This window comes from Actinoplanes rectilineatus (assembly GCF_000962825.1).
In the GTDB taxonomy this organism is placed as follows: domain Bacteria; phylum Actinomycetota; class Actinomycetes; order Mycobacteriales; family Micromonosporaceae; genus Actinoplanes; species Actinoplanes rectilineatus.
Genome location: NZ_JZKF01000067.1, coordinates 22,901 through 49,002, shown reverse-complemented (window position 1 = coordinate 49,002; position 26,102 = coordinate 22,901). Strand labels below are relative to the sequence as shown.

The 26,102-nt window shown below is 70.2% G+C and carries 24 protein-coding genes; 10 read left to right on the top strand and 14 right to left on the bottom strand.

Annotated elements, in window-relative coordinates; translation table 11 throughout:
* Both WH85_RS34530 and glxA read left to right on the top strand, forming a co-directional pair.
* A partial coding sequence (locus WH85_RS34530) for a glycosyltransferase family 2 protein (RefSeq protein WP_045746293.1) occupies positions 1-1,018 on the top strand: 1,018 nt, incomplete at its 5' end.
* Positions 1,015-2,964, top strand: coding sequence for a radical copper oxidase GlxA (gene glxA / locus WH85_RS34525; RefSeq protein ID WP_045746292.1), 1,950 nt, complete (start codon positions 1,015-1,017; stop codon positions 2,962-2,964). The genes WH85_RS34530 and glxA, both read left to right, overlap by 4 nt.
* A gap of 955 nt (positions 2,965-3,919) precedes the next feature.
* Here the strand turns inward: glxA and WH85_RS34520 are convergent.
* From WH85_RS34520 to WH85_RS47665, 3 genes are all read right to left on the bottom strand, one after another.
* Complete coding sequence (locus tag WH85_RS34520) at positions 3,920-4,942, bottom strand: glycoside hydrolase family 6 protein (protein ID WP_045746291.1); 1,023 nt, start codon at positions 4,940-4,942, stop codon at positions 3,920-3,922.
* A gap of 203 nt (positions 4,943-5,145) precedes the next feature.
* Positions 5,146-5,748: a class I SAM-dependent methyltransferase gene (locus WH85_RS34515; RefSeq protein ID WP_045746290.1), complete on the bottom strand. Its 603-nt coding sequence runs from the start codon at positions 5,746-5,748 to the stop codon at positions 5,146-5,148.
* A gap of 44 nt (positions 5,749-5,792) precedes the next feature.
* Positions 5,793-6,821, bottom strand: a complete 1,029-nt coding sequence (locus WH85_RS47665) for a hypothetical protein (protein WP_052721009.1) — start codon at positions 6,819-6,821, stop codon at positions 5,793-5,795.
* A gap of 510 nt (positions 6,822-7,331) precedes the next feature.
* Between WH85_RS47665 and WH85_RS47660 the strand changes: the two genes are divergently transcribed.
* Complete coding sequence (locus tag WH85_RS47660; protein WP_052721008.1) at positions 7,332-8,129, top strand: AbfB domain-containing protein; 798 nt, start codon at positions 7,332-7,334, stop codon at positions 8,127-8,129.
* A 51-nt stretch (positions 8,130-8,180) separates the two neighbouring features.
* Here the strand turns inward: WH85_RS47660 and WH85_RS34500 are convergent, their stop codons facing one another.
* The 4 genes from WH85_RS34500 to WH85_RS34485 are packed head-to-tail and all read right to left on the bottom strand — an operon-like array spanning position 8,181 to position 13,313.
* Complete coding sequence (locus WH85_RS34500; protein ID WP_045746289.1) at positions 8,181-10,181, bottom strand: beta-galactosidase; 2,001 nt, start codon at positions 10,179-10,181, stop codon at positions 8,181-8,183.
* A complete protein-coding gene (locus WH85_RS34495; protein ID WP_045746288.1) occupies positions 10,178-11,524 on the bottom strand; it encodes an ABC transporter substrate-binding protein in 1,347 nt (448 codons plus the stop codon). The genes WH85_RS34500 and WH85_RS34495 overlap by 4 nt, the downstream gene beginning before the upstream one ends.
* 26 nt (positions 11,525-11,550) lie before the next feature.
* On the bottom strand, positions 11,551-12,447 hold the full coding sequence (locus tag WH85_RS34490) for a carbohydrate ABC transporter permease (protein ID WP_045746287.1): 897 nt from the start codon (positions 12,445-12,447) through the stop codon (positions 11,551-11,553).
* Positions 12,444-13,313 carry a carbohydrate ABC transporter permease gene (locus tag WH85_RS34485; RefSeq protein WP_045746286.1) on the bottom strand — a complete coding sequence of 290 codons (870 nt, stop codon included), beginning with the start codon at positions 13,311-13,313 and terminating at the stop codon, positions 12,444-12,446. The genes WH85_RS34490 and WH85_RS34485 overlap by 4 nt, the downstream gene beginning before the upstream one ends.
* Positions 13,314-13,525: 212 nt before the next feature.
* Between WH85_RS34485 and WH85_RS34480 the strand changes: the two genes are divergently transcribed.
* The gene (locus WH85_RS34480) at positions 13,526-14,512 is read left to right on the top strand and encodes a LacI family DNA-binding transcriptional regulator (protein WP_045746285.1); all 987 of its coding nucleotides are present in this window, start codon (positions 13,526-13,528) and stop codon (positions 14,510-14,512) included.
* 60 nt (positions 14,513-14,572) lie between these two features.
* Positions 14,573-14,968, top strand: a complete 396-nt coding sequence (locus tag WH85_RS34475) for a spore germination protein GerW family protein (protein WP_045746284.1) — start codon at positions 14,573-14,575, stop codon at positions 14,966-14,968.
* 304 nt (positions 14,969-15,272) lie between these two features.
* Here the strand turns inward: WH85_RS34475 and WH85_RS34470 are convergent, their stop codons facing one another.
* The 5 genes from WH85_RS34470 to WH85_RS34450 all read right to left on the bottom strand — a co-directional run bounded on the left by WH85_RS34470 (position 15,273) and on the right by WH85_RS34450 (position 19,598).
* Positions 15,273-16,340 (bottom strand): amidoligase family protein, encoded by a 1,068-nt coding sequence (locus WH85_RS34470; RefSeq protein ID WP_045746283.1) that lies wholly within the window; start codon positions 16,338-16,340, stop codon positions 15,273-15,275.
* A complete protein-coding gene (locus WH85_RS34465) occupies positions 16,337-17,194 on the bottom strand; it encodes a hypothetical protein (protein WP_045746282.1) in 858 nt (285 codons plus the stop codon). The genes WH85_RS34470 and WH85_RS34465 overlap by 4 nt, the downstream gene beginning before the upstream one ends.
* Complete coding sequence (locus WH85_RS34460) at positions 17,191-17,709, bottom strand: SigE family RNA polymerase sigma factor (protein WP_045746300.1); 519 nt, start codon at positions 17,707-17,709, stop codon at positions 17,191-17,193. The genes WH85_RS34465 and WH85_RS34460 overlap by 4 nt, the downstream gene beginning before the upstream one ends.
* A 111-nt stretch (positions 17,710-17,820) precedes the next feature.
* Positions 17,821-18,798 carry an arabinan endo-1,5-alpha-L-arabinosidase gene (locus WH85_RS34455; protein WP_045746299.1) on the bottom strand — a complete coding sequence of 326 codons (978 nt, stop codon included), beginning with the start codon at positions 18,796-18,798 and terminating at the stop codon, positions 17,821-17,823.
* On the bottom strand, positions 18,795-19,598 hold the full coding sequence (locus tag WH85_RS34450) for a DUF1932 domain-containing protein (protein WP_045746281.1): 804 nt from the start codon (positions 19,596-19,598) through the stop codon (positions 18,795-18,797). The genes WH85_RS34455 and WH85_RS34450 overlap by 4 nt, the downstream gene beginning before the upstream one ends.
* A 175-nt stretch (positions 19,599-19,773) precedes the next feature.
* Here WH85_RS34450 and WH85_RS34445 point away from each other — a divergent pair, with 175 nt between their 5' ends.
* The 4 genes from WH85_RS34445 to WH85_RS34430 are packed head-to-tail and all read left to right on the top strand — an operon-like array spanning position 19,774 to position 23,177.
* A complete protein-coding gene (locus WH85_RS34445) occupies positions 19,774-20,496 on the top strand; it encodes a PIG-L deacetylase family protein (RefSeq protein WP_045746280.1) in 723 nt (240 codons plus the stop codon).
* A complete protein-coding gene (locus WH85_RS34440; RefSeq protein WP_083449469.1) occupies positions 20,493-21,185 on the top strand; it encodes a 4-carboxy-4-hydroxy-2-oxoadipate aldolase/oxaloacetate decarboxylase in 693 nt (230 codons plus the stop codon). Before WH85_RS34445 ends, WH85_RS34440 begins: the two co-directional genes overlap by 4 nt.
* On the top strand, positions 21,182-22,234 hold the full coding sequence (locus WH85_RS34435; RefSeq protein WP_045746279.1) for a 4-oxalomesaconate tautomerase: 1,053 nt from the start codon (positions 21,182-21,184) through the stop codon (positions 22,232-22,234). Before WH85_RS34440 ends, WH85_RS34435 begins: the two co-directional genes overlap by 4 nt.
* Positions 22,227-23,177 carry a VOC family protein gene (locus tag WH85_RS34430; RefSeq protein WP_045746278.1) on the top strand — a complete coding sequence of 317 codons (951 nt, stop codon included), beginning with the start codon at positions 22,227-22,229 and terminating at the stop codon, positions 23,175-23,177. Before WH85_RS34435 ends, WH85_RS34430 begins: the two co-directional genes overlap by 8 nt.
* Positions 23,178-23,255: 78 nt before the next feature.
* On the opposite strand, the gene WH85_RS34425 is transcribed toward WH85_RS34430, so the two are convergent.
* Both WH85_RS34425 and WH85_RS34420 read right to left on the bottom strand, forming a co-directional pair.
* On the bottom strand, positions 23,256-23,963 hold the full coding sequence (locus WH85_RS34425) for a GntR family transcriptional regulator (protein WP_083449471.1): 708 nt from the start codon (positions 23,961-23,963) through the stop codon (positions 23,256-23,258).
* Positions 23,964-24,213: 250 nt separating this feature from the next.
* Positions 24,214-24,981: an alpha/beta fold hydrolase gene (locus WH85_RS34420; RefSeq protein ID WP_045746277.1), complete on the bottom strand. Its 768-nt coding sequence runs from the start codon at positions 24,979-24,981 to the stop codon at positions 24,214-24,216.
* Positions 24,982-25,131: 150 nt separating this feature from the next.
* Between WH85_RS34420 and WH85_RS34415 the strand changes: the two genes are divergently transcribed.
* Positions 25,132-26,088 carry a LysR family transcriptional regulator gene (locus WH85_RS34415; protein ID WP_045746276.1) on the top strand — a complete coding sequence of 319 codons (957 nt, stop codon included), beginning with the start codon at positions 25,132-25,134 and terminating at the stop codon, positions 26,086-26,088.
* Positions 26,089-26,102: the final 14 nt, after the last annotated feature.

Below are 26,102 nucleotides of genomic sequence, written 5' to 3'. Positions count from 1 at the left end.
CGTGGCGTTCGTGATCGGCCCGCAGATCTACGGCAACTACGACAACGTGGTCACCCGCTGGGCCGAGTCGCAGCAGTACCTGTTCCACTCACTGCTGCAACGGGCCGGCAACCGCCTGGGCATCCCGATGCTGGTCGGCACGAACAACGCGGTCCGCATCGCGGCACTGCGCTCGATCGGCGGCCTGCAGGACTCGATCACCGAGGACATGGCCACCAGCCTCGCCATGCACGGCGCCGAGAACCCGGTGACCAACCGGCGCTGGAAATCCGTCTACACCCCGGACGTACTCGCCGTCGGCGAGGGCCCGTCATCCTGGACCGACTACTTCAGCCAGCAGCACCGCTGGTCCCGCGGCACCGACGAGGTGTTCGTGGCCGGCTTCGCCAAGGCGGTCCGCCGGCTGGGCTTCCGCCGCACCGTGCACTACGCGCTGCTGATGGCGTACTACCCGCTCACCGCGATCTCCTGGCTGCTCGGCGCGACCACCGCGGTCTGCCACATCGTGCTCGGCGCCCGTGGCGTACAGGTGCCGCAGGAGGTCTGGTTGATGCTGTACGTGGACGCGGCGCTCTTCCAGGTCGGCCTCTACCTGTGGAACCGGCGGCACAACGTCAGCCCGCACGAGGACGCCGGATCCTCCGGTCTGACCGGCATGCTGCTGTCCACCCTGTGCGCCCCGATCTACGTCACCTCGTTCCTGCAGGCCCTGCTGCGCCGGACGGCCGGTTTCGTGGTGACCCCCAAGGGCGACTCGGCCAGCCCGGACCGGCTGCTCACCTTCCGCACCCACCTGCGCTGGGCCGGCTTCTACGCCGCGCTGCTCGTGGTGGCCGCGTTCACCGGCCACGCCCACGGCTTCATGTGGCTCTGGCCCTCCCTGAACCTCGCCCTCTGCCTGGTGCCGCCGGCGATCTACGCGATGCAGGCGTACGCCCGCCGTCGCGCGGCACGCCTCCCCCGACCCGCCGAATCCGCGCACACCGTGGACACGACACCCGTGGAGACGTACGCATGATCCCCCGCCCCAAACCGACCCTGGCCAGACGGCTGCTGAGCAGCCTCGCCGCGCTGCTGATCGCGGCCGGTGTGATCGTGGTGAACCGGCCGATGGTGGCGTTCGCCGCGGACCGGTACCACGAGTTCAGCATCAACCGGGACTCCTACAAGAAGACCTACGGCCACTGGTCGATGCTTCCCGTGCCGGCCGGCTTCAAGGTCAACGCCATCCACGCGGCGCTGCTCAACACCGGCAAGGTCCTGATCATCGCGGGTTCCGGCAACAACCGGGACAACTTCGAGGCCGGCACCTTCCAGACCGTGCTCTGGGACCCGTCCGACGACGAGTTCTCGCTGGTGCCCACCCCCACCGACCTGTTCTGCGCCGGGCACACCTTCCTGCCCACCGGCAACCTGCTGGTGGCCGGCGGCACCAAGTCGTACGAAAAGCTGGAAGCGGACATCACCCACCCGGCCGGCGTCATGAAGATCAAGAACGAGTCGCCGGATCACGGCTCCCGTACCTTCGGCAAGGGCACCCGGTTCCTGGGGAAGAACGGCAAGGTTTATCTGACCCGCGCCGACGTGACCGTGCCCGCCGCCAGCAAGATGACCCACGGCGCCAAGACCATGGTGCACGCCGGTGAGGTCGAGGTCTGGGTGGACGCCGAGGAGGAGGGCGACGGCGCGATCGTCAGCTCCCCCGCGCAATACTCCGTCGCGGGCCTGACCGGCGACGACGCGAACAACCTCTACGGCGTCGCCGAGAAGATCACCCGGGAGAAGCAGGAGTACGGCGGCGACAAGACGTCGTACGAGTTCGACCCGACCACCGAACGCTACATCCGAACCGCCGACATGGTCGACCACCGGTGGTACCCGACACTCGCCCCGCTGCCCGGCGGCGACATCCTGGCCGTCTCCGGCCTCGACGAGTTCGGCCGGATGCTGCCCGGCGTCAACGAGACCTACCGCACCGTCGAGAAGCGCTGGGTTCCCGCCCCGTCACTGCACCGGGTGTTCCCCACGTACCCGGCGCTGTTCCTGACCAAGGACGAGAAGCTCTTCTTCTCCGGCTCCAACGCCGGATACGGTTCGGACACCGAAGGCCGCGCCCCCGGCCTGTGGGACCTGCACAAGAACGACTTCCGCGAGATCCCCGGCCTGACCGACGCGACGATGACCGAGACCAGCTCCTCGGTGCTGCTCCCGCCCGCCCAGGACCAGAAGGTGATGATCCTCGGCGGTGGCGCGGTCGGCGACTCGCCGGTCTCCACCGCCCGCACCGCGATCGCCGACCTGGACGAGGAGAACCCGGCCTACCGCCCCGGACCGAACCTGCCGCACCCCACCCGGTACCTGAGCACGGTCGTCCTGCCGAACGACACGGTCTTCACCAGCCACGGATCATCCGGCTACCGTGGCGGGCCGTACCAGGACAAGAAGCGCAGCGACCTGCTCACCGCACAGATCTACCACCCGGACACGAACACGTTCACCACCGCCGCCGCACCGACCGTGGGCCGCAACTACCACTCCGAGGCGCTGCTGCTCCCCGATGGCAGGGTGGTCACCATGGGCAGCGACCCGATCTACGACGAGACGGGCAAGAACCCCGGCACGTTCGAACAGCGCATCGAGATCTACAGCCCGCCGTACCTGTTCCAGGGCGACCGCCCCACCATCACCGACGGCCCGACGCTGCTCAAGAACGGCGGCACCGGCACCTTCACCGTCGCCGACCCGACGACGGTCCGCGCCGCCCGCCTGGTCCGCCCGAGCGCCGTCACCCACGCCACCGACGTGGACCAGCGCTCAGTGGCCCTGGACATGACCACCGGCCCACACGGCGTCACGGTCACCGTCCCGAAGGAGCGGGGCCTGGTCCCCGCCGGCTGGTACATGCTCTTCGTCACCGACGACCGCGGCGTCCCGTCCGAGGCCCGCTGGGTGAAGGTCACCTGACACGCCCCTCCCCCCAGCACCCTCCAGAACGGCCGGTCAGCCCAGAGCTGCCCGGCCGTTCCCTTTCCCGACCGGTCGCACCTCGCACGCCGGCCTCGGAGCGCTCGGTCACGCCGTCAAACCGCCGCCCGAACCACCGTCCCCATCGCACGGTCACGCCGTCAAACCGTCGGCCCCGAACCACCGTCCCCATCCGCACGGTCACGCCGTCAAACCGTCGGCCCCGAACCACCGTCCCCATCCGCACGGTCACACCTTCGAACAGTCGCCGGTCATCAGCAACGGACCGTGGCTCACGGCTGAGCCCGCCGAGCCGTCGCCTACAGCTCTCCACGAACCGAGCCTCAACCACCGACGACGGCCCGCACCCACCCAGCCGTCGCCCACGGCCGAAATCGGCTCACCAACCGACCATGGCCGACGGCCGAACCAACCGAGCCGTCACCCACGGTCGTACAGGAGCCGGAAATCAGCCACCAACGACGGCCCACACCTCCCAGCCGCCGCCCACAGTAGAGATCAGCCCACGGAACAGCCACGACCGACGGCTGAGACGACCGAACCCTCGAGCACGGCGAAAGTGACCGAGCCGTCAAGACACGTTTCGTGGTCAGCGTGCGAAGCCCGTCCGCGTGGTGATCTCGGGCGCGCTGGACGCCCGAAGTCACCACACCGGTAGGGGTGTGGTGATTACGGGCGCGCTGGACGCCCCAAATCACCACACCCGCGGGGGTGTGGTGATTACAGGCGCGCTGGACGCCCCAAATCACCACACCCGTGGGAGTGTGGTGAATACGGGCGCGCTGGACGCCCCAAATCACCACACCCCTGGTGGCGTGGTGAATACGGGCGCGCTGGACGCCCCAAATCACCACACCCGCGGGAGTGTGGTGAATACGGGCGCGCTGCGCGCCCGAAGTCACCACGCAGGCAGACCCTGACTGCGATTAGGTGTCTAGTTGGTGGCTAGGCCCAAGGCGTAGTCGGGCCACCACTGTCCCGCCTCGGGGGCTCCGTCGCCGCACGCGCCGTCGGACTCGCCGGGGCGTTTGATCCAGAGGTAGGCGTCGACGCGGTCGTGGCCGGTGGCAGTGGTCGGGGTTGCGCCCAGGGCCCGGCCCGGCGGGTTGCACCAGTGGCCGTCGCCGGAGCCCACCTCAGCGGGGCCGTTGCCGTTGCGGCTGGTGTCGATCACGTAGTTCTTGCCGCCGAGACGGTTCGAGATCTCGTCGCCGTACGCGATGTTGGCCTCGGTGGTCTCGAAGTTCGCCACGTTGAGGCTGAAGCCGTCGGCGTCGCCCACCCCGGCCTGCTGGAGACCGTCGACGACCCGATCCACGTCCTTGATCCAGCTCGGGTTTCCGGCGTCCAGGTAGACGCGGACCGTGCCGTCCTTCTTGAGTTCGCGGATCGCCTCGGCGAGCAGCGCGTACCGTTCGGTCACGGCCGCGCCGGTGACGCAGCCCTCGAGCACGTGGGTGATCGCGTCGGGTTCCAGCACCACGATCGCGCCGGAGCCGCGTACCGCGTCGGCCAGGGCGGCGATCCAGGTGCGGTAGGCGGCTGCGTCGGAGGCGCCGCCGCCGGAGTAGCCGCCGCAGTCGCGCTGTGGCACGTGGTACGCGACCAGCAGCGGGGTGGTCGACGCCGTGGACGCCGCAGTGACCAGGGCCCGGGCCCGGTCGGCGTATCCGGGGTTGCCGTCGGCGAACCACACGGCCATCGGCGCGGCCGCTATCCGGCGGATGGCCGTGGCGTCGGCGGTCCGGCCGGCGGCCTCCCACTGGGCGACCTGGTCCACCGCCGGCCCGGTCGGCTCGACGTAGAACTCACCGGCGTTCTCCACGGCGGCCGACGGGGAACCCGCAGCCGGTGGGGAGTCCGCGGTCGTCGGGGTGGAGGGGTCGTCGGAGCAGCCCGCGACACCGAGCGTCGCCACCGTCGTGACGCTCAGCAGTGCCCTGGATAGACGTCTCATCGCCGAACAACGGTACTTGATCAGGGATTATCACTCTAAGCTCAACGGGCGTTATCCGGATCTTCGCACCGAAAGAGCGACACGCTCGAGCGCTGCCGCGCTCACCAGGGTGCCCGCGATGCCTAACGACGAGCCACGAGCATGCGTAGGCGTACCCCTTGAGGAAGCGGAGGATCACCGCCTGGCCGGACCACCGCGGGATCTCAGGCGACGCGGCGGAAGACGTCCAGCAGGAACCATTCGTCCTCGTGACGCACGATCCGTTCCAGGCCGGGCCGGGCCGCCACCGCGGCATGCACGTTGTGGCCGTCGTAGCTGGTGTTGCCGCGGTCGCGGAAGTGCAGCGCGACGATGTCCCCGCCGGTCTCCACCCGCTCCAGCAGGCCGGTCAGGAACGTCTCCAGGTCGTCCGCGGACAGGTAGTACAGCAGGTCGCCGATCACCACCAGGTCGAAGACGCCGTCCGGCATCGCGGCCGGGACCTGTTCGCAGACGACGCGCACGTTCGGCAGGTCGGCGGTGTTCGCCAGGGCCTGCTGCACGGCACCCTCGACGCTGTCGGTGGCGAGCACCTCGTCGCAGCGGGCCGCGAGTTCCCGGGTGAACAGGCCGATCGACGCGCCCGGCTCGTAACAGCGGTGGTACCGCTCCTGTGGCAGGCTCGCCAGGGTGACCGCGTACTTCCGCTGGTTGTGCCACTTGGTGGCGACGTCCCAGGGGTCGTCCTTCGCCTCGTAGAGCCCGGTGAAGTGGTCCAGAGAGACGGTGCTCTCCGGTGCTGCGGCGTCGCCCTCGGTCCGTGTCACGCCCGAATTGTGCCGGACCCCGGGATCGACGCCGCCAGCAGGGCCTACCGCGCGGTGACCGTCAGGGTGCCCAGTCCGGCCTCGGCGTCGATGGCGATGCCACCCTCGCCCTCGCCCACGCTGAGCTGGGTGCCCTTGGCGAGGCCCTTGCGCTTCTCGCCGTAGAGTTCGACGGTTCCGGCGCCTTCGCGCAGCACGACGCCGGCCGGGGCCTGCCCGGCGGTGCTGATCCGCCACTGGTTGACGCCGCCGGTCATGGTGATCGGCAGTTGTTCGCCGTGTTCGGGCAGCCGCAGGTCGACCGTGGCCGCGCCGCCGAGCAGCTGGACCCCGCTGACGGCGCCGCCGGTGAGGTCGACGGCGGCGTTCCTCACGCCGCCGCTGAGCCGGACGTCCCAGGTGAGGCTGTCGCTGAGCACCACGTCGGCGCGGGCCGGGCCGCCCTTGTTGCCGCTGTCGTCGAAGCGCAGGCGGACCGTGTCGTCGTCGAAGTCGGTACGGGCCACCACGCTGGCGTCGTCCGGCGTGACCACCGAGAACCAGCCCTGGTCCAGGGGGCCGATCGTCACGGTCAGGTCGGTGATGCCCTCGGCCAGTTCGAAGGTGGCGGTGTCGCCGGACGGCACCGGCAGCAGCGTGCCGGCTTCGGCGCTCGGCTGCCGGGGTTCGATGGAGACCGGCGGGTTCGCCGGGGCAGCCGCGGGCGGGGCCGGGGTGGTGGTGCCGTCGCCGAAGACCGGCCGGGTGGGGCTGGTGGCGTCCGGCCGCACGATCAGCCAGGCCGCGGCCACCCCCAGGGCCAGGACGGAGAGCAGGATGGCACCGCTGCGCACCACCGACGGCTTCGGCGGCCGGGGCAGCTCGACGGTGGGCCGGCCGGCGTTGGCCCGTACGCCGGCCGTCAGCTCGACCGTCGGGCGGTTCGGGCCGGGGGTGGGGTGCCAGGCCGGGTCGGTCCGGGTCGGGTCGGCGCCGGGCGGTTCGTAGTGGTCGGCCGGCGGACCGAACCGATGCGGGGCGTCCGGCCAGAACTCGGAGATGTCCGGTAGGTCGGGTGAGCCCTCGGTGTCCATGACCACTGTCGGTTTGGGAGTCACAGGCGGGGCGGCCGGTACGGGCCCGGCGGGCGCTTCGGGCGCGGCGGGCTCAGCGGCCGGCGACGGCCCGGAGGCGGCTGCGGGCCCGGAGGCGGCGGGGGCTTCGGCATCGGAAACGGCAGGACTGTCCACGCTGGTTTCTCCTCGGTGTCGCCACCCGCGGCTGGAGGCGGACGGGGTGGTTCCGCACGGGGGTACGCACGCGCGAGCCCTTCGGTTCGAATGGGATCGCTCCCAGAAGAATTGCTCACGTCCACCCCCTTGCTCAGTAGCACCGGCAGCGTGTAGATCCTTATCGAATCATTAAACAACTATGCGACGGTTCTCCAGGAAGCGAAATTGATGCCGGATGATGACGCCCGTAACGGGCTTCGCGTAGGTGGCTGGATTCCGCCGTATTCGCCGGACGGAGAGGGCCCCCACCGCTCCGCCCGACCGAACGAACGGGCGGGCCTTTACGCCGCCCCGCGTACCCGACTGACCGGAGTGCGCCGACTCGGGGATCAACCGCCCCGTGCACGGCTCATTCTGGCCGCCGCTCTGGCCCTGGGCTGCGCCGCGTGCGCCGCCGTCGCCGTGATGTTCAATCGCGACAACGGTGAGGTTCGGAGTCAGGCACCGGTGGCGGCCGCCACCAGTCTGCCGGGCTCCGCAGCGTTCACACCGCAGGTGCCGGTCTCGGTCCGCCCGAGCTACACCCCCACGACCGTCCCCGCGCCGCTCAACCCGGTTGCGAACCCCGCCGGAGAGGTGAATCAGGAGAACACCACCACGCCCCCCGCGGTGACCGGCGCTCCCACCAGCAAGAGCGCCAAACCCACCACCGCCGCACCGGCCAAGCCGGCCGCCCCTTCACTGAAGGTCGGGGCCACCGTCGGTCTGGAGTCGGTGGACCAGCCCGGATACCGGGTGCGTCACCGCAACAACCTCGGCCGGCTGGACAGCGTCAATGCGTCGAGCAGTGCGGCCGATCGGGCCGACACCCGCTTCACTGTCCGTGAGGGACGGGCCGACGATAACTGCGTCTCCCTGGAATCAGTCAACTTTCCCGGCTATTTCCTGCGACACCGGGACTACAAAATCCGTCTGGAACGCATAGACGGATCTGAACTGTTCGACAAGGACGCGACTTTCTGCACGGTGACAATTCGTGACGGCAGCGCACTGGCCCTGAGGTCAGTCAATTACCCGAGCTACCACGTGGTGGCCCATCGGGGCAGCCTCTATATCACGGACACCGACGCCAAACAGGCGACCGCTTTCCTTCCGCGGTCGCCCCTGTGACCTGAGTGGCCCGGCCGTCACCCCCCTCGGGCCGGGCCACTCAGCCATATCTCAGTGCTTCTCGTGAACCACCAGAACGCCGCGCGGCTCCAGGATCCCGGAGGCCCCGTCGACCCCGGTCAGCTCGACCGGCTCGTCGGTCCGGTTGATCAGAAAGCGGTGTTCACCACGGATCGTGAGCTCCACCCGGCCCCGCAACTGCTCCGGCAGCTCGCTGACCACCCCGGCCGGGCCGAGGAGAGCGGGCAGCAGTGCGGTCAGGCCCTCGGCTCCGAGACGGGTCGAGACGTACGACGCCGAACCGGTACCGTCGCTACGCCGCGTGACCGCCGGACGGTCCGCCTGGTCGCCGGTCTTGTACGTGGCCAGCACCTCGACCCCGTCGCCGGTGACGTCGATCCGGTCCGTCCAGAGGGTGCCGACCGCCCCGGAGTCCAGGGTGACGCTCTCGTGGTCGAGCAGCGGGCCGAACTCCTCGATCCGGATACCCAGCAGGTCCCGGAACGCGCCCGGGTACCCGCCCAGCCACGCGTGGTCGTTCTCGTCCACGATGCCGGAGAAGTACGTGGTGACCAGGTGACCGCCGTCGGCGACGTACGCCCGCAGCCGGTCGGCGAGCGCCGCCGGGACCACGTGCAGCACCGGGGCGATCAGGAACCGGTAGTTCTCGAGCGGGCCGCCGACCGGCACCACGTCGGCGCGGACGCCCACGTTGAGCAGGGCGGTGTACCAGTCCAGCGCCTCCTGGCGGTAGCGCAGCCGGTCCGTCGGGTGCGAGTCCTGCTCGGACACCCACCACGACTCCCAGTCGAAGACGATGCCCACCGGTGCCGTCGTCCGCTCCGACCCGGCCACCACGGCCAGTTCCTTGAGACGCGCGCCCAGCGCGGCGACGCCCCGGAACACCTCGCTGTCGGTGCCGGCGTGCGGCAGCATCGCCGAGTGGTACTTCTCCGCGCCGGCCTTCGACTGCCGCCACTGGAAGAAGCAGACCGCGTCGGCACCGTGCGCCACGTGGGTCAGTGAGTCACGGGCCAGTTCGCCCGGCTTCTTCGCCACGTTCACCGGCTGCCAGTTGACCGCGCTGGTGGAGTGCTCCATCAGGAACCACGGCCGGCCGCCGGCGATGTTGCCGGTCAGGTTGGCCGAGAACGACAGCTCGTCGCGGGCCTGCGGGCCGGGCAGCACGTAGTGGTCGTTCGAGACGAAGTCGATCTCGGACGCCCAGTCGGCGTAGTTCATGCCGCGGGTCTCGCCCATCACCATGAAGTTCGTGGTGATCGGCACCTCGGGCGTGATCCCGCGCAGCAGGTCCCGCTCGGCGATCAGGTAGTCCTTCAGCGCGTCCGAGGAGAACCGCTTGAAGTCGACCTGCTGGGTCGGGTTCGGGTGCGAGGCGGCCAGCCGCGGGGGCAGGATCTCCTCGAAGTCCGCGTACCGCTGCGACCAGAACGCGGTGCCCCAGGCGTCGTTCAGGGCCTCGATCGTGCCGTACCGCGCCCGCAGCCAGACCCGGAACGCCACCGCGGCGTCGTCCGAGTAGTCGTAGACGTTGTGACAGCCCAGTTCGTTGCTGACGTGCCAGGCAACCAGGGCCGGGTGGTCGGCGTACCGGGTGGCCAGCTCGCGGACCAGGCCCAGGGCGTGCTCCCGGAAGATCGGCGAGGTGGGGCGCCAGTGTTGCCGGGCGCCCGGCCAGAGGATCTCGCCCTCCCGGGTGACCGGAAGGATCTCCGGGTGCTTGCGGGTGAGCCAGGGCGGCGGGGAGGCCGTCGCGGTGGCGAGGTCGACCGAGATCCCACCGGCGTGCAGCAGGTCCATCACCTCGTCGAGCCAGGCGAAGTCGTACGTGCCCTCGCTCGGCTCGAGCCGCGCCCAGGAGAAGATCGCGAGCGAGACCACGGTGACGCCGGCGGCCTGCATGGCCGCCACGTCCTCGTCCCACACCTCACGGGGCCACTGGTCGGGGTTGTAGTCGGCGCCGTACTCCAGACGCGCCGCACCGGCGCGGCGAAGCCAGCGCCGGTGCGTCTTACCGTTACTGATCGTCATTTGACGGTGAAACCCTGTTCCGTTCCGTACTTGACCGAGGAGTCCTGCCAGGCCTTGAGACCCTCGGCGAGCGTCGACTGGCCGAGGTAGGCCTTACCGACGGTGTCGCCGTAGATGCTGTTGGCGTAGACCTGGAAGGGCAGGTAGTTCCAGCCGGTGACGACCTCGGAGGCCGACGCCGACAGGATCTCGTTGATCTTCTGGCCGCCGAAGTACTCGAACTCCTTGTTCAGGAACTCGGGAGCCGCCAGTTCCTTGGTGGTGGCCGGGAAGGCGCCGTTGTCGATGCGCATCTGCACGCCCTCGGTGACAGCGGCGTACTTCAGGAAGCCGTACGCGATGTTCTTGTTCTCGCTCTTCTCCGGGATCGCCAGCGAGCTGCCGCCGCTCTCCGCGGTCGCCTTGCCGCCGGTCTCCCACTGCGGCATCGGCGCGACGCGCCACTTGCCCTTGCCGGCTGCGGCGCTGCCTTCGAGGTTGCTGGGCATCCAGGCGCCGGTCACCAGGGAGGCGATGCTGCCGTCGGCGAGGCCCTTGAACCACTCGTCGGTCCAGCCGACGGCGGGCGAGAACACCTTGGCGTCGATCATCTTCTGCCAGGTGGTGGCGAACTTCTGCGAGCCGGCGTCGTCGGCGAAGTTGATGGTGAGGTTGGTGCCGTCAACGGTGTACGGCTTGCCACCGGCCTGCCAGATGAGGCTGGTGGTGAAGCCGGCGTCACCGCTGTCCGAGGTGATGTAGGACTTGGCGTCCGCCTTGTGCAGCGTCTCGGCCGCGGTGGCGTACTCCTCCCAGGTCGTCGGCACAGCGATCTTGTGCTTGTCGAAGACCTCCTTGTTGTAGAAGAGCGCCATCGGGCCCGAGTCGATCGGGAAGCCGTAGATCGCCTCGCCGGAGTGCACGTTGTTCCAGGTACCCGGGGTGAACGTGCCGTCGAGCGACTTGGCGCCGAAGGTGTTCAGGTCGACGACCGACTTCGCCAGGGCGAACTGCGGCAGGGCGAAGTACTCGATCTGCGCGACGTCCGGGATGCCGGTGCCGGCGGTGATCGCGTTCTGCAGCGCGGTGTACTGGTCGTTGCCGGTACCGGCGTTCACCACGTTGATCTTGACGTTCGGGTACTTCTTCATGAACGCCTCGGACACCGGCTTGATGGTGGTGTCCCACGCCCAGACGGTGAGGCTGCCACCCTTCTGCAGGGCGGCCTCCACGTCGGCGTCGGTGACAGTGGTGGCTGCCGCCTCGGTTCCCTCGGAGTCGGAGTCCGACGAGCTGCAACCAGCGGCCATCAGGGTCACGGACAGGGCGGCGCCGATGAGCGCACGCCGGCGGGTGATTCCCATGGAATTTCCCTTCGAGGACGGAATTATCACTGTTTGACGCTGCCGGCAGACAGACCCGACTGCCAGTAGCGCTGGAGGAGAAGGAACGCGGTGATCAGCGGGATGATCGTGATGAGCGCGCCGGTGACCACGAGGTTGAAGACGACCTCGCCGCCGACGGTGTTCGCCTGCCGGCTCCACGTGTAGAGGCCGAGCGTCAGGGGGTAGAGCTCCGAGTCCTTCAGCATGATCAGCGGCAGGAAGAAGTTGTTCCAGGTCGCCACGATGTTGAAGAGCAGGACCGTCACCGCGCCGGGGGCCAGCAGCGGCAGGGCCAGCGAGAAGAAGGTGCGGAACTCGCCGGAGCCGTCGACACGGGCCGACTCCAGGATCTCCTTCGGCACCGCCTCGGTGGCGTAGGTCCACATCAGGTACAGGCCGAACGGCGAGACCAGCGAGGGAATGATGATCGCCCAGGCGGTGTCGGTGAGGCCCAGCTTGGCGAACATCAGGAAGGTCGGCACCGCCAGCACGGTCGGGGGGACCGCGATGCCGCCGAGGACGATCGCGAAGACCGCCTTGCGCCCGATGAAGTCGAACTTCGCCAGGCCGTACCCGGCCAGCGAGGCCAGCAGGGTCGCCCCGCCGGCGCCGATCACCACGTAGACCAGGGTGTTCAGCAGCCAGCGGCCGAAGATGCCGTCCTGGTAGGCGAAGGTGTCGGCGATGTTGTCGAAGAGCGAGAAGTCGTTCGCGAACCAGAGGCCGAACGAGTCGAACAGCTTCTCCTGCGACTTCGTCGCGCTGACCACCAGCCAGAACAGCGGCAGCAGCGTGTAGACCACCGCAATCGCGGTGACCGCTGTCAGGGACAGGCTGCGGCTGTTCTTCTTCTTGCCGGCCTTCGGCGCACGGGCGGCCGGGCGGATCGTGGGCGCGGTCATGAACCCGCTCCCTTCATGCTGCGACGCTGGAAGAGGTACGCGATGACCATCGTCGTGACGCCCATGATCAGGGCGATCGTCGCCGAGTAGTTGACCTGCTGGCCGGCGAAGGACAGCTGATACGCGTAGATGTTGGGCGTGAAGTACGTGGTGATCGAGTTCGGCGCGAGGCTGTCGAGGATCTGCGGCTCGTTGAACAGCTGGAAGCTGCCCACGATCGAGAAGATCGTCGCCACCACGATCGGGCCGCGCAGCGCGGGCAGCTTGATCGCCCGGATGATCCGCCACTCCCCGGCACCGTCGATCGCGGCCGCCTCGTAGAGCGAGGTGTCCACGACCTTGAGGCCGGAGTACAGAATGATCATGTTATAGCCGATGAACTCCCAGGTCACGATGTTGCCGATGGCCGTGAGAATCCATTCGGGCGCCAACGGGTTCGGGATGGCCGTCCCCAGCGCCTCGTTGATGTTGCCGATCAGGCCGAAGTTGGTGCCGTACATGAAGCCCCACATGAGGGCGGCCACGACGGAGGGCACCGCGTAGGGCAGGAAGACCGAGATGCGGAAGAACGACGCCCCGTAGAGCCGGCCGCTGTCGATCGCCAGCGCGATCAGCAGGGCCAGGATCAGCATCACCGGAACCTGGACCAGCAGGAAGAGGGCGACTCTGGTGATCGCCTCCCAGAACTGCGGATCGCTCAGGGCCTTGGTGTAGTTGTCGATTCCGACGAAGGCGGTGCCTCCGACGAGCTGGGTGCGATACACGCTGAGGTACGCCGAGTAACCGATCGGCGCGAGGAATACCAGCGCGAACACCGCGAGGAATGGGCCGGTGAACTGCCAGCCGATCCAGGAACGCCGAGTCAATGCGCCCCCTCCGTCCGATGTTTCCGAAAGATCCGATGTTTACGTTAACAATTTCAGGTACATGACACGGTGTTTACGTAAACGTGTTCGCGTATAGTGGCACGCGTCACCAGAGCGGTCAAGGGACTCCAGCGGGGGTGTCAAACATCGAGATCCAGCGGTTACGTGCCGGTTCGGATGTGCCGGGCGGTCGTCGCAAACAACGTGTTTCGATGGCCGACGTCGCCAAACTGGCCGGCGTCTCGTCACAGACCGTGTCCCGCGTCGCCAACGGCCAACCCGGCGTGGTCGAGTCCACCCGGGAACACGTGCTCGCGGCCATGCGCGAACTCGGTTATCGTCCCAACAGCGCGGCCCGCTCGCTGCGATACGGCCGATTCAACACGCTCGGCGTGATCCTGTTCAGCCTCGCCTCCACCGGCAACAGCCGCACCGTCGAGGCCATCGCCGTGCACGCCGCCACCGAGGGCTACGCGATCACGCTGATCCCGGTCGGCGCCCCCACCCAGGACAACGTGCTCGGCGCCTTCACCAGGATGGGCGAGCTCGCCGTCGACGGCATCGTCGTCATCCTCGAGGTGCAGCTGCTCGACTCCAGCACCGTGCACCTGCCGCCCGGCGTACACGTCGTGGTGGTCGACTCGGACGCCGGCGACCGCTACCCGGTGGTCGACACCGACCAGGCGGACGGCGCCCGCCAAGCCGTCCAGCACCTGCTCGACCTCGGCCACCGCACCGTCTGGCACGTGTCCGGCCCGGCCGAGTCGTTCTCCGCCGAACGCCGGGCCCGCGCCTGGCGTACCGCCCTCGAACAGGCCGGCCGCGACGTCCCGGCGATCGAACGCGGCGACTGGTCGGCCGACTCCGGCTACCACGCCGGCCTGCGCCTGGCCGACCGCCCGGAGTGCACCGCGATCTTCGTGGCCAACGACCAGATGGCCCTGGGCGTGCTGCGCGCCCTGCAGGAACGCGGCCGCCGGGTGCCGCAGGACGTCAGCGTGGTCGGTTTCGACGACATCGCCGACGCCGCGTCCTACCTGCCGCCGCTGACCACGGTGCACCAGGACTTCGCCGGGATAGGGAAACGCTGCGTCGAGTCGCTGCTGCGCCAGATCCACGACGAGCCGGCCGGACCGGGCACCGACCTGGTCCCGACCATGCTCGTGGTCCGGGACAGCACCGCCCCGCCCGCCTCCTGAGCCCCACGTCCAGTCGTCCACGGGACAGCGCCGTCGGCCGTCCCGGAGGATGCTGTCGGCATGGCTACCGTGACGCACAGCAGCGACATCCTCGCGCAGGCTCGTGAGGCCACCGACCACGCCACCGTCAGCCGGGTCTTCGGCACCCCCGTCGAGCGCGACGGCGCCCTCGTCATCCCGGTCGCCGTCGTGAGCGGCGGCGGAGGCGGCGGCAGTGGCAGCGGCACCGGCGCCCACGCCACCGACGACGGCGGAAAACCGGACACCGAGGGCGAGGGCGGTGGCGGCGGTTTCGGCTTCTCCGCCCGGCCGGCCGGCGTCTACGTCCTGCGCAACGGCGAGGCGACCTGGAAACCGGCGGTCGACGTCAACCGCATCGTCCTGGGCGGCCAGCTGGTCGCCGTGGTCGCGTTCCTGGTCGCCCGGTCCGTCCTGCGCCGGCGGCGCCGACGCTGATCCCCGCGGTCCGCCTGCTTCGTGCGGCGAGCCCGGCCTTCACCACCTTCTCCGGGTACGCCGAAACGACGCGAACCCGGAGAGCGGCCGGATCCGGGCGAACCGCACCCGGCAACAAGCCGGCCCGGAGAACCACCGGACCCGAGCGTGCCGGACCCGGCAACAAGCCGGCCCGGAGAACCACCGGACCCGAGCGTGCCGGACCCGGCCCGCGCGCCGAGGCGGAGGAGGCCGGCCGTGCCCGGCTGCTCGGCTACGGGCGGCCGCGGCGTCGAGCGTGCTCACCGCGTACCGCAGAAGAGGCTCAGGAGGAACGGCGCGCGAGCGCGTCCGCGGCGAGCTCCATCAGTCCGGAGATCGCGGCGTCGGGGCCGGCCGGCGCCACGGGCACCGGTTCCGGGTCCAGGCAGCGTTCGAGCAGCAGTTCGACCAGGGCGGCCCGGTCCACGATCGGGCCGGCCTCGACCGCCCCCGGCAGGATCCGGATCTCGACGGTGTCGCGGCGCGGGGTGTCGGTCAGCACCTGGGTCAGGTTGACGTCGAAGTACTTGCCGAGGCCACCGGCCGCGGCGGCCTTGCGCAGATCCGCCGTCGTCGGCCGACCGGTCACCGCGGTGACCAGCTGCTCCGGCAACGGTGCCAATCGGCGGCAGGCCGGGTTGGTGGCCAGCAGCAGCCGCAGCGGCTCCCGCCACCAGGCGAACAACCGCACCACGTTGGCCAGCGCCTCCGGCGCCCGGAACGGCGCGCCGTCGAGGTGCAGGTGCACGGCGGCCTCGTGCGGCACGGTGAACCCCAGTTCGCGGGCCGGCGCCAGCAGCTCCTCGAGAGCGTCGTGGTGCCCGGTGGCCAGCGGCGGGGTGATGATCTCGCAGGGGCGTTCCCGCCCGCTGCCCTGCGGTGCGGCCAGCGCGATCGTGGCGCCGGACCGGTCGTCGAGCCGGCGGATCACGCCGTGCCTGCCGACCTCGGTACCCCAGAGGCGGGCCGCCACGTCGAGGACCTCGCCGAGTTCCCCGCCCGGATCGCAGTGCACCGCGAGCAGGTTGAGCAGCCGGGCGTCGTCGGTGAGGACGCGGAACCAGCCGGGCGGCGGGGGCTGACGCGGGTCCAGGCCGTCGACCAGGGTGACGTCGTCGACCAGGGTGCAGAGCGGGGAGCCGTCGGCCCGCAGCACCTCGAACCCCTGCGTCAGGGTGAGGAACCGGCCGAGGCCCGGCACCAGCGACGGTTCACTGTCGTGGTGCCAGACCGGCCGGACGCTGCCCCCACAGCGTCCGGCGAGATCCTCGGCCAGCGTGCGCCGGCTGGCACCCGGGGGTGCCATCAGCTCGATCTCGAAGCCGATACGCCGGCGCAGTCGGTGCGTCACGGCTGGATCGGCAGCGTTTCGCCGGCCCGGAGCTTCTTGCCCGCCATGACCTTGGCCTCGTACGTGTCGTCGAGCTTCCACAGCTCGGCGAGCTTCTCGGCGTCGTCGGCGTCGTAGCCGGCGTCCCAGAACGCGACAGCGTCCTGCGACTCCTCGTACTCCTTCTTCGCCTCCGGGTCGGGCTTGACCGACGCCGGCAGCTTCTCGCCCGCGAGCAGCTTCTCGCCGGCCATGATCTTGGCGTCGGACGCGTCGTCGAGCTTCCAGAGCTCGGCGAGGGCCACCGCGGAGTCGTAGGTGTAACCCGCCGAGAAGAACGCCTCGTACTTCTTGTCGAGTTCCGGGTCGACCGGGTCGGCCGACGGCTCCTCGGTCTCGCCACCGGGCGTCGCCGGGTTGACCGGCAGGTTCTCGCCGGCCAGCAGCCGGCGTCCCGCCTCGGCCTTGACCGTGCCGATCTCGTCCTTGCTGTTCCACAGCTCGGCGAGCTCGACCGCGGCGTCGTAGTCGTAACCGGCCTTGAAGTAGGCGGCCAGGTAACGCTCCGTCTCCTCCTCGGTCGGCGGAGTCGACACACCCGCGGAGGGGGTGACGGCCGGGGCCCCCTCGCCCGCTGCCGGGATGCCCTGGGACACGCCCGGGGTGGTGTTGCCGGGGAAGAGCGCGGGCAGGTTCGCGACGCCGGCGATGAGCCCGATGCTCAGAGCCGCGCCACCCGCGACCTGGGCACCACGACGCCGCCACCGGTACTTGTTGGAAAGCTCCTCGATCTTGGCGTAGACGACCGCCGGGTCGGGAACCTGGTTCTCGTGCGAATCAAAGGCTTCGCGCAGCCGGTCCTGGTGCTCCGTCACGACCTCTCCTCGGCATGGACTCTCTGCTCCTGCTCGGAGTTGAGCCGGAGCGTCTTCAGCGCCCTCGATGCATGGCTGCGCACCGTCGCCGGGGCGCACCCCAGCAGATCGGCGATGGCCTCGTCCTCCATCTGCTCGTAATACCGCAGAACGAGGACCGCCCGCTGTTTACGTCCCAGCAGTGCCAGACGGTGCCACAGCGCATCGGCCTCGACCACACCCTCGGCGTGGTCACGAACCCCGCCTCGTGCGTCGTCGATCTCCACCAGACGCTCGCCGGCGGCGTGCACGTTGCGCGCCGCCCAGCTACGCCGCCAGGAGAGGTACTCGTTGAGTACCATCCGGCGAACGTACGCCTCGGGGGAGTCCGTTTCGCTGATCCGTCGCCATTTGACCTGCGTCCGTGCCAGAACCTCCTGCACCACGTCTTGAGCGAGGTCGCGATCCCCGGTCAGGACTACGGCATAGCGCAGGAGGCTCGGCAGGCGGGCCATCGCGAATTGCTCGAAGGTCACACCCTCTTGAATGCGCGCGGTCCGCTCGTTGTGCACTGCGACTCCGAGAAATTTTCGACAGATCCCACCGAGTGTCCGCACCGGGCTCCCGTCGTGGCTCGTCCCCGGGTCTCAGTACACGTACGGCCAGGCCGAGGAGTCCCAGCCGAGAAGGTTGATGCCGAGTTTCGCATCCCCCGCGGCGGTGTAGAAGTGATACGCCAGGACGGTCTGGTCACCGTCCTGGAAGACCGCCGGATGTCCCGGCCCGTGGATCGCGTCGTGGCTCGCCAGGATCTCGGTGCCGCCGCCCGCGGTCATCGCGGTGCCGGCCCGGTCGAGGTAGGGCCCGGTGACCGACTTCGCCCGGCCCACCATGATCCGGTACGTACTGGAAGCCCCCTTGCAGCACAGGTCGAACGCGACGAACAGGTAGTAGTAGCCGCCCCGCTGGACGATGACCGGCGCCTCGATCGACTTGCTGTTGGTGAACCGTTCCGCCACCGCGACGATCGTGCTGTTCGCGGTCTTGCCGGTCGACGGGTTCAGCTTGACCATCTTGATGCCGCTCCAGAAGGAGCCGAAGCTCAGCCACCACTCGCCGGAGGAGGTGACGGTCAGGTTCGGGTCGATCGCGTTGTACCCACTGGTCGCGCTGCTCTCGACCACCTTGCCGTAGTCGGTCCAGGTGCCGGCCGCGCCGGTGGTGCTGCCGGCCAGGAAGATCGCGGACTTGCTGGAGCCGAACGTGGAGGCGGAGTAGTACATCAGGTACTTCCCGCCCTGGTACGAGATGTCCGGCGCCCACAGGTTGGTGTCCCCACCGGTGTAGGCGTCGGCCCACGGTGTCCCGTTCGGGAAGGCCTTGCCCGCATCGGTGAAGGTGGTCCGGTCGGTGGACGTCTTCAGCCCGATCCCGGGTGCCGTGTAGGCCAGCAGGTAGCCCCCTGTCGGCTTCTTGATCATGGTGGGGTCGTGCGCGAAGGTCGAGCCGGCCACCACGCCCGGATTCGGGTAGGTCGCGGCGTCCGCCCTGGTGAAGCCGTAGACGCTCGCCGAGATCGCGACGAGACCGGTCACCGCGGTCAGCAGAAGTTTGCGAATGGTCACCCCCACCTGTGTGCCGGGGCGCCGGAAAGGTTGCCCGCGGATCGGATCAGGTCGTCGAGCACGTCGCGGGCGGCGGTCGCGATGCGCGGCTCGAGACCGAGGTCGGTCAGCAACTCGGCGGCCGCGGCCATCTCCTCGCGGCGGCGGACCGCGTGCTTGCGCGAGCCGTCGACCAGCCGGTCGAGTGTGGCGGCGTCGCTGCGGATCAGCTCGTCGCGGATGTTGCCGCGCAGCCACTCCTCGAGCCCGGCCGCCTCCGCCGCGGCCAGCGCCTCGAGGACGGCGGCGGCCATCCCCTTGTAGAAGACGCTGCGCAGCAGTTTGCGGGTGGCGGCCGTGCCGACCGGGCCGTCCAGCACCTCCACACTCGCGCCGAGGGCACCCAGCACGGCGGCGAACTCGGCGGCGGCCGGCCCGCTGGCGGCCATCGGCGTGCGCAACCCGCGGCCGGGGACCGGGGACATCAGGGCCACGTCGGTCACGCGGACCCCCTCGGTGGCGGCCGTGACGAGGTGCTGCTTGAGCTTGGGCGTCGCGGTGTTGAGGTCGGCCCAGATGGTGCCGGGCCGGCAGGCCGGCAGCGCGGACCGCAGCGCCTGCTCGGCGTCGGCGGCGCTGTTGACGCTGAGCACCACGGACGCCGGCGCACAGGCGGCCGCCTCGTCGCTCGCGCCGATCACGCCGGGCGGGGCGGGCACCGCCGGATCGTAGCCGTGGACGGTCGCCCCGGCGGCCACCAGATCGCGGGCGATCAGCCCGCCGGCCTCGCCGAACCCGAGCACCGCGATGACCTCGGACATGGTGCCTCCCTTCGCTGACGCCGAGTCTTCCCGGCCCGCTTCTCGATTGTCAACAATTGCCTCGGCCACCCCTGGAGCCTAGGCTGTGAGCGCTGGAGACGGCCGTCTCGATGATTGTCGACAATCCTGTCGTCAATCATGAGGGTGCTATCGCTGATCCTGAGGGGAGGGTGCCATGACGGACACCCTGGTGCTCACCGCCCATCCCGGTGACTTCGTCTGGCGGGCCGGCGGCGCGATCGCCCTGGCCGCGGCGCGCGGCGGCCGGGTGGTGATCGGCTGCATGAGTTTCGGCGAGCGCGGCGAGTCGGCCTCGCTGTGGCGCAAGGGCTACTCCCTCGACCAGGTCAAGGCACACCGCCGGGGCGAGGCCGAGCAGGCGGCCGAGGTGCTGGGCGCCGAGATCCGCTTCTTCGACGCCGACGACTACCCGCTGGTCGAGACCCGCGAGCTGCTGCACGGCCTGATCGACCTCTACCGCGAGGTGCAGCCTGCCGTGGTGCTCACCCACGCGGCGGCCGACCCCTACAACGGCGACCATGCGTTCGCGCACGCCATCGCGCTCAAGTCGCGGATCCTCGCGCAGGCGCCCGGGGTCGAGGGCCCGGGCGAGGTGATCGGCGCTCCCCCGGTGTTCTGCTTCGAGCCGCACCAGCCCGAACAGTGCGGTTTCCTGCCGAACGTGCTGCTCGACATCACCGAGGTGTGGGACCGCAAACGCGAGGCCATGCAGATCCTCGCGGCCCAGGCACACCTGCACGGCTACTACACCGACCTGGGCCGGCGCCGTGGCCTGCAGGCGTCGCGCAACTCCGGGCCCAACCTCGGCCTGGCGTCGGAGGTGTTCGCGGAGGCCTACATGCGGATCTACCCGCAGGTCACCCGGGAGCTGTCGTGACCCGGCACGTGGTGGTCCGCAGCACCCGCCGGCTGCCCGGCGACGTGCTGGCCGGACTCGCCGAGGCGGGCGCGGCGACCGCCCACGAGGCCGACGGGCGCCGCGGGGCGATCGGGCCGGACCTGCGGCCGATCTGGCCCGGCGCCCGGATCGCCGGGTCGGCGGTGACCGTCTCCTGCCACCCCGGCGACAACCTGATGATCCACGCGGCGGTGGAGCAGGTCCGGCCCGGCGACGTCCTGGTGGTGACGACCACGTCGCCGTCGACCGACGGGATGCTGGGCGACCTGCTCGCCACCTCGCTGCGGGCCCACGGCGCGATCGGGGTGGTGCTCGACGCCGGGGTCCGCGACGTGGCCGAGCTGCGGGAGATGGGATTCCCGGTCTGGTCCCGGGCGGTCAGCACCCAGGGCACGGTCAAGGCCAGCCCCGGGTCGGTGAACGTGCCGGTCGTGCTCGGCGGTGCGATCGTCCGGCCAGGGGACGCCGTGGTCGCCGACGACGACGGGGTGGTCGTGATCCCGTTCGACCGGGCGGCTGCGGTGCTGGAGGCGTCCCGCAAGCGGATCGACGCCGAGACCGCCAAACGGGAGCGGCTGGCCGCCGGAGAGCTGGGACTCGACATCTATCGGCTCCGGCCGCTGCTGGAGTCGCTGGGCGTCACCTATGTCGACGACGGTCCGGCATGAGCGTACCCGTCATGATCCTGCGCGGCGGCACCTCCAAGGGCGCCTACTTCCTGCGCGACGACCTGCCGTCCGAGCCGGGCGTCCGCGACCGGCTGCTGCTTTCGATCATGGGATCGCCGGATCCGCGGCAGATCGACGGCATCGGCGGTGGGCATCCGCTGACCAGCAAGGTCGCCGTGGTGAGCCGGTCGGCGGACCCGGCGGCCGACGTCGACTACCTCTTCCTGCAGGTGCAGGTGGAGCAGGCCCGGGTCAGCGCGGAGCAGCCGTGCGGCAACATCCTCGCCGGTGTCGGGCCGTTCGCCCTGGAGAGTGGGCTGGTCACCGCGTCCGGCCCGGTCACACCGGTCCGGGTCCGCATGGTCAACACCGGCGCGCTCGCCGTGGTCTCGGTGCCCACACCGGACGGCCGCCCGGAATACTCCGGCGACACCGCCCTCAGCGGGGTGCCCGGCACCGCGGCCCGCATCGAGGTCGAGTTCCGGGACACCGCCGGGTCGGTCGCCTCGGGACTACTGCCGACCGGCCGGGAATCCGACGACCTGGACGGCGTTCCGGCCACCCTCATCGACAACGGGATGCCCGTGGTGCTGATCGCCGCGAGCTCGGTCGGGGTCACCGGCTACGAGACCCCCACCCGTCTGGAGTACGACGAACGGCTGCGCGCCCGGATCGAGACGCTGCGCCTGAAAGCCGGCGAACTGATGGGGCTCGGCGACGTGAGCCGCACGACCGTCCCCAAGATGTGCCTGATCGCCCCGCCCGCGCACGGCGGCACCCTGAGCACCCGGATGTTCATCCCACACCGGGTGCACACGTCGATCGGCGTGCTGGCCGCGGTCACGGTCGGCACCGCGGTCGCGATGCCCGGCAGCGTCGCCTTCACAGCAACCTCCGGCACCATCCGGCTGGAACATCCCGGCGGGTTCTCCGACGTGGTCGTGGACCTCGCGGCCGGGCGCTCGGCGGTCGTCAGCACCGCACGCCTGCTCCTGCAGGGGCGGGTCTTCCCCCGGCAGACCCTGGAAGGAGTCGTCACCCATGGCTGAGAAGATCCGCGACATCGCGCACGTGTCCGCGGTCGAGCTGCTGACGCCGGTCCTCGACGACACGGTCCGGTTCTTCACCGACCAGATGGCCATGGAGGTCGTCGAACGGCGCGGCGACAGCGCCTATCTGCACGCGTGGGACGACTACGAGAGCTTCACGGTGAAGGTCACCGGCGGCGGCACCTCCGGCATCGGCCGGACCTGGCTACGGGCCCGCAGTCCGGAGGCGCTGGAACGCCGGGTCCGCGACATCGAGGCGGCCGGCCTCGGCGCGGGGTGGAGCAAGGACGAGCCGGGGTACGGCCCGGTCTTCCACTTCACCGACCCGGACGGGCACCCGTTCGGCATCTACTACGAGACGCAGCGATACCGCGCCACGGCGGCGAGCCGGCCGTCACTGAAGAACCAGGCCGCCCGTTTCCCCGGTCGCGGCGCCAACGTCCGGCGGCTCGACCACGTCAACTTCCTGGCCCGCGACGTGCCGGCGAACGAGGACTTCCTGGCGGGCACGCTGACCGGCCGGGCCAGCGAACAGATCGTGCTGAACGACGGCACCAAGGCCGCCGTCTGGTACACGTTCACCGACAAGTCGTACGACCTGGTCTACACCCGCGACTGGACCGGCACGACGGGACGGCTGCACCACGTGGCGTTCGCGACGGACACCCGGGAGGACATCCTGCGCGCCGCCGACGTGTTCCTGGAGGCGGGCACGCACATCGAGACCGGCCCGCACAAGCACGCCATCCAGCAGACCTTCTTCCTGTACGTCTGGGAGCCCGGTGGCAACCGCATCGAGCTCTGCAACGCCGGGGCCCGGTTGCTGCTCGCCCCGGACCACGAGGTGGTCACCTGGACCGAGACGGAACGCGCCAAGGGCCAGGCCTGGGGTCTGAAGACCATCGAGTCGTTCCACACCCACGGCACCCCGCCGGTCGAGTAGGGCACCGGAGCCCTCGGCCGGCGCCGAGCGCCGGGGGCCGGGGCCGAGCACCGGAGGCCGAGCACCGGAGGCCGGGGGTCAGAGGTGCGGCACGGCCTGGTCGTCCAGGGTGCGCAGCACCTCGACGACACTGGCTATGTGCTCGCGCATGGCCAGTTCGGCGGCGACCGGGTCACGGCGGCGGATCGCGTCGATGATCCGCTCGTGCTGCGGCAGCGACGCCTGCGGCCGGCCGGGCAGCAGCGACAGCATGAACTGGTGCCGGGCCAGTTGGGCGTGCAGCGTGCTGATCAGGCGGTCGGCGGTGTGGTGCTCGGCGATCCGGCGAATCAGGCCGTGCAGGCGCTGGTTGAGGTCGCTGTAGCGGCGATACTCCCCCGCCTCGACGGCGCGGCGCATCAGCAGGCCGATCTCGTCGAGCTCGCTGGCGCCGTCGTCGGTGACCCGCTCGGCGGCCTGCGCGGCGACCAGGCCCTCCAACACCATCCGAACCTGGGTGATCTCGATGGTCTCGCTCAGCGAGATCTTGCGGACCTGGGCCCCGCGGTTGCGCTGGATCTCGACCAGGCCCTCACCGGCCAGGTCCTGCAGGGCGAGGCGGACGTTGAAGCGGCTCGCGTCGAACCGCTCGATCAGCAGCGCCTCGACCAGGCGTTCACCGGGCGTGAACTCGCCGGCGAGGATCGCCGCACGGATCGCGTCGCGGGTCGTGCCCTTGTCGGCCGTCCTGTCGTCGCGACGCGGGCGGCTCCGGCGTACGCCGGTGAGGTTCTTGTCCGCAGCCATGTGCTTCCTGTTCGCCTGCGCCGTCGCGAGCGGTCCCACCGGCGGCTGCCGCACACCGGGTGCCGGTACGATACCGCCCCCTCCCCCGGATCCGTCCGGCGCCGGGCTGATACGGCCGGTCACCGGCCGGAGAGGAGCCCGTCGCCGGACCGGGGAGAAGCCTGCCGCCGGACGAGGAGGAGCCGGTCGGCGGACGGGGAAGAAGCCTGCCGCCGGGCAGAGAGGACAGGACCGGGCGGGCGGAGGGGAACTACCGGGCGGAGAAGAACGTCACCAGCTCGGTGATGAACTCGGGCCGGCGTACGGCACCCAGGTGATCTCCCGGGATCAGTGCCAGCCGGGCGCCGGGGATCGCCTTCGCCAGCAGCTCGGGACGGGTCGCCAGCGGATCGGACCGGCCCGCCAGCACCAGCGACGGCACGGTGATCGCATCGAGCGGGATCGGCTCGGCGTGCACCGACGCCGCCTGGGCCGCCAGCGCCACCCGATCGCCGCCGACCGCGTCGATGAACGTCCGGAAACCCACCGCCCGCGGATCGGTGATCGTCGCCGGGTCCTCGGCCGTCAGGGCCTGGCGCAGCGCGTCGCCGCCGATCACCCGGGTGTCGAGACCCCCGAGTTCGACCACTCCCGCGCCGACGCCGCCGACGACCAGGCGGCGGATCCGGGTGTCCCAGGTCGCGGACAGCAGGGCGACGATCGCCCCCATCGAGTATCCCGCCAGGTCGACGGCCGGTTCGCCGAGCAGGTCGAGCAGGGTGATCACGTCCTGCGCCATCCGCGACTCGCCGTAGAACGCCGGATCGTGCGGCTTGCCGGACTCGCCGTGGCCGCGGGCGTCGACGGCGACCACCCGCCGGCCGGCCGCGGTGAGCGCGTCCACCACGCCGGGTTGCACCCAGTTGGTGTGTCCGTTCGCGATGAAGCCGTGATGCAGCAGGACGAGCGGCAGACCGGGGTCGCCGTCCCAGCTCCGGTAGGAGATCTCTACGCCGTCGGTGGCCTGGAAGGTGGGCATAACCGCGGAGGGTAGCCCCTGATCGAACGTCACGGATCGGCGAAATCACCGGCCCCGCCGAATCAGCGACCGTCGAGGACCTCCGGGGGACCACGATCGCGATACATTTCCAGGGAGATTCCCATCACTGCCGAGGGGACGAGCCGGGCTGTGACCCCCACCCAATTACGCGCCTATTCCGCGGTGGTCCGCTGCGGCTCGGTCAAGCGGGCCGCGGCCCAGCTGGAGGTCTCCGAGTCCGCCGTGTCGCTGCACATCGGACAGTTGCGTAAGGAGCTCGGCGACCAGCTGTTCTCCCGGACCGGGGCCGGTCTCAGCTTCACACCGGGCGGGTTGCGCCTGGCCAGCCGGGCCACCGAACTGCTCGGGCTGCAGGACATCACCGTGCTGGAGGTCAGTTCGGCCGGTCAGGGGCGCCGGCTGCTGCGGGTCGGCGCGTCCAGCCTGTTCGCCGAGCACGCGGCGCCGGGGCTGATCGAGCTGTTCGCCGGCCGGGCCGCCGACCTCGACCTGGAGCTGAGTGTCCGCAACCCGGGGACGTTCGCGGCGGGCCTGCTGGACCGGACCGTCGACATCGCCATCGGACCGCCGCCGGTGGTGCCGGACCCGGCTGTGACCTGCCGACCGGTGATGTACTACAAGATCGTGACGGTGACCGGCCCGGATCATCCGCTGGCGGGGGCGTCACCGTCGGCGAGACAGTTGCGCGACCAGACCTGGCTGCTCGGACCGTCGGCGGTGGCCGACGCCGGGGCGATCCGCACGCTGCTGCGCCGGCTCGGTGTCCCGGACGACCGTCAACAGATCTTCCAGAGTCATACGGCGGCGCTCGAGGAGGCGAAACGGGGACGCGGGGTGGCCGCCGCCCTGGCGTTCACCGTGGCGCAGGACGTCCGCAAGGGACATCTGGTGCAGTTCGGGTGCCCGCACGCGACCCTGGAGGACGTCTGGCACTCGCAGATCCTGACCGAGCCCGGGAATCCGTCGGCTGCCGCCGAACTGGCCCGGTTCGCGTCCACGCCGCGCGCCATCCAGGCGATGATGCGCGGCACCGGCGTCAACGTGGCCCGCTTCAAACCGTCCGTCCACGTGACCCTCTGGAGCTGAGCACCGCCCAGCCA

Bases quoted from the DNA above. Each gene is read 5' to 3' on its own strand.
- glxA (WP_045746292.1), top strand. From the start codon at position 1,015: ATGATCCCCCGCCCCAAACCGACCCTGGCCAGACGGCTGCTGAGCAGC.
- WH85_RS34520 (WP_045746291.1), bottom strand. From the start codon at position 4,942: ATGAGACGTCTATCCAGGGCACTGCTGAGCGTCACGACGGTGGCGACG.
- WH85_RS47665 (WP_052721009.1), bottom strand. From the start codon at position 6,821: ATGGACACCGAGGGCTCACCCGACCTACCGGACATCTCCGAGTTCTGG.
- WH85_RS34500 (WP_045746289.1), bottom strand. From the start codon at position 10,181: ATGACGATCAGTAACGGTAAGACGCACCGGCGCTGGCTTCGCCGCGCC.
- WH85_RS34495 (WP_045746288.1), bottom strand. From the start codon at position 11,524: ATGGGAATCACCCGCCGGCGTGCGCTCATCGGCGCCGCCCTGTCCGTG.
- WH85_RS34490 (WP_045746287.1), bottom strand. From the start codon at position 12,447: ATGACCGCGCCCACGATCCGCCCGGCCGCCCGTGCGCCGAAGGCCGGC.
- WH85_RS34480 (WP_045746285.1), top strand. From the start codon at position 13,526: ATGGCCGACGTCGCCAAACTGGCCGGCGTCTCGTCACAGACCGTGTCC.
- WH85_RS34475 (WP_045746284.1), top strand. From the start codon at position 14,573: ATGGCTACCGTGACGCACAGCAGCGACATCCTCGCGCAGGCTCGTGAG.
- WH85_RS34450 (WP_045746281.1), bottom strand. From the start codon at position 19,598: ATGTCCGAGGTCATCGCGGTGCTCGGGTTCGGCGAGGCCGGCGGGCTG.
- WH85_RS34445 (WP_045746280.1), top strand. From the start codon at position 19,774: ATGACGGACACCCTGGTGCTCACCGCCCATCCCGGTGACTTCGTCTGG.
- WH85_RS34435 (WP_045746279.1), top strand. From the start codon at position 21,182: ATGAGCGTACCCGTCATGATCCTGCGCGGCGGCACCTCCAAGGGCGCC.
- WH85_RS34430 (WP_045746278.1), top strand. From the start codon at position 22,227: ATGGCTGAGAAGATCCGCGACATCGCGCACGTGTCCGCGGTCGAGCTG.
- WH85_RS34425 (WP_083449471.1), bottom strand. From the start codon at position 23,963: ATGGCTGCGGACAAGAACCTCACCGGCGTACGCCGGAGCCGCCCGCGT.
- WH85_RS34420 (WP_045746277.1), bottom strand. From the start codon at position 24,981: ATGCCCACCTTCCAGGCCACCGACGGCGTAGAGATCTCCTACCGGAGC.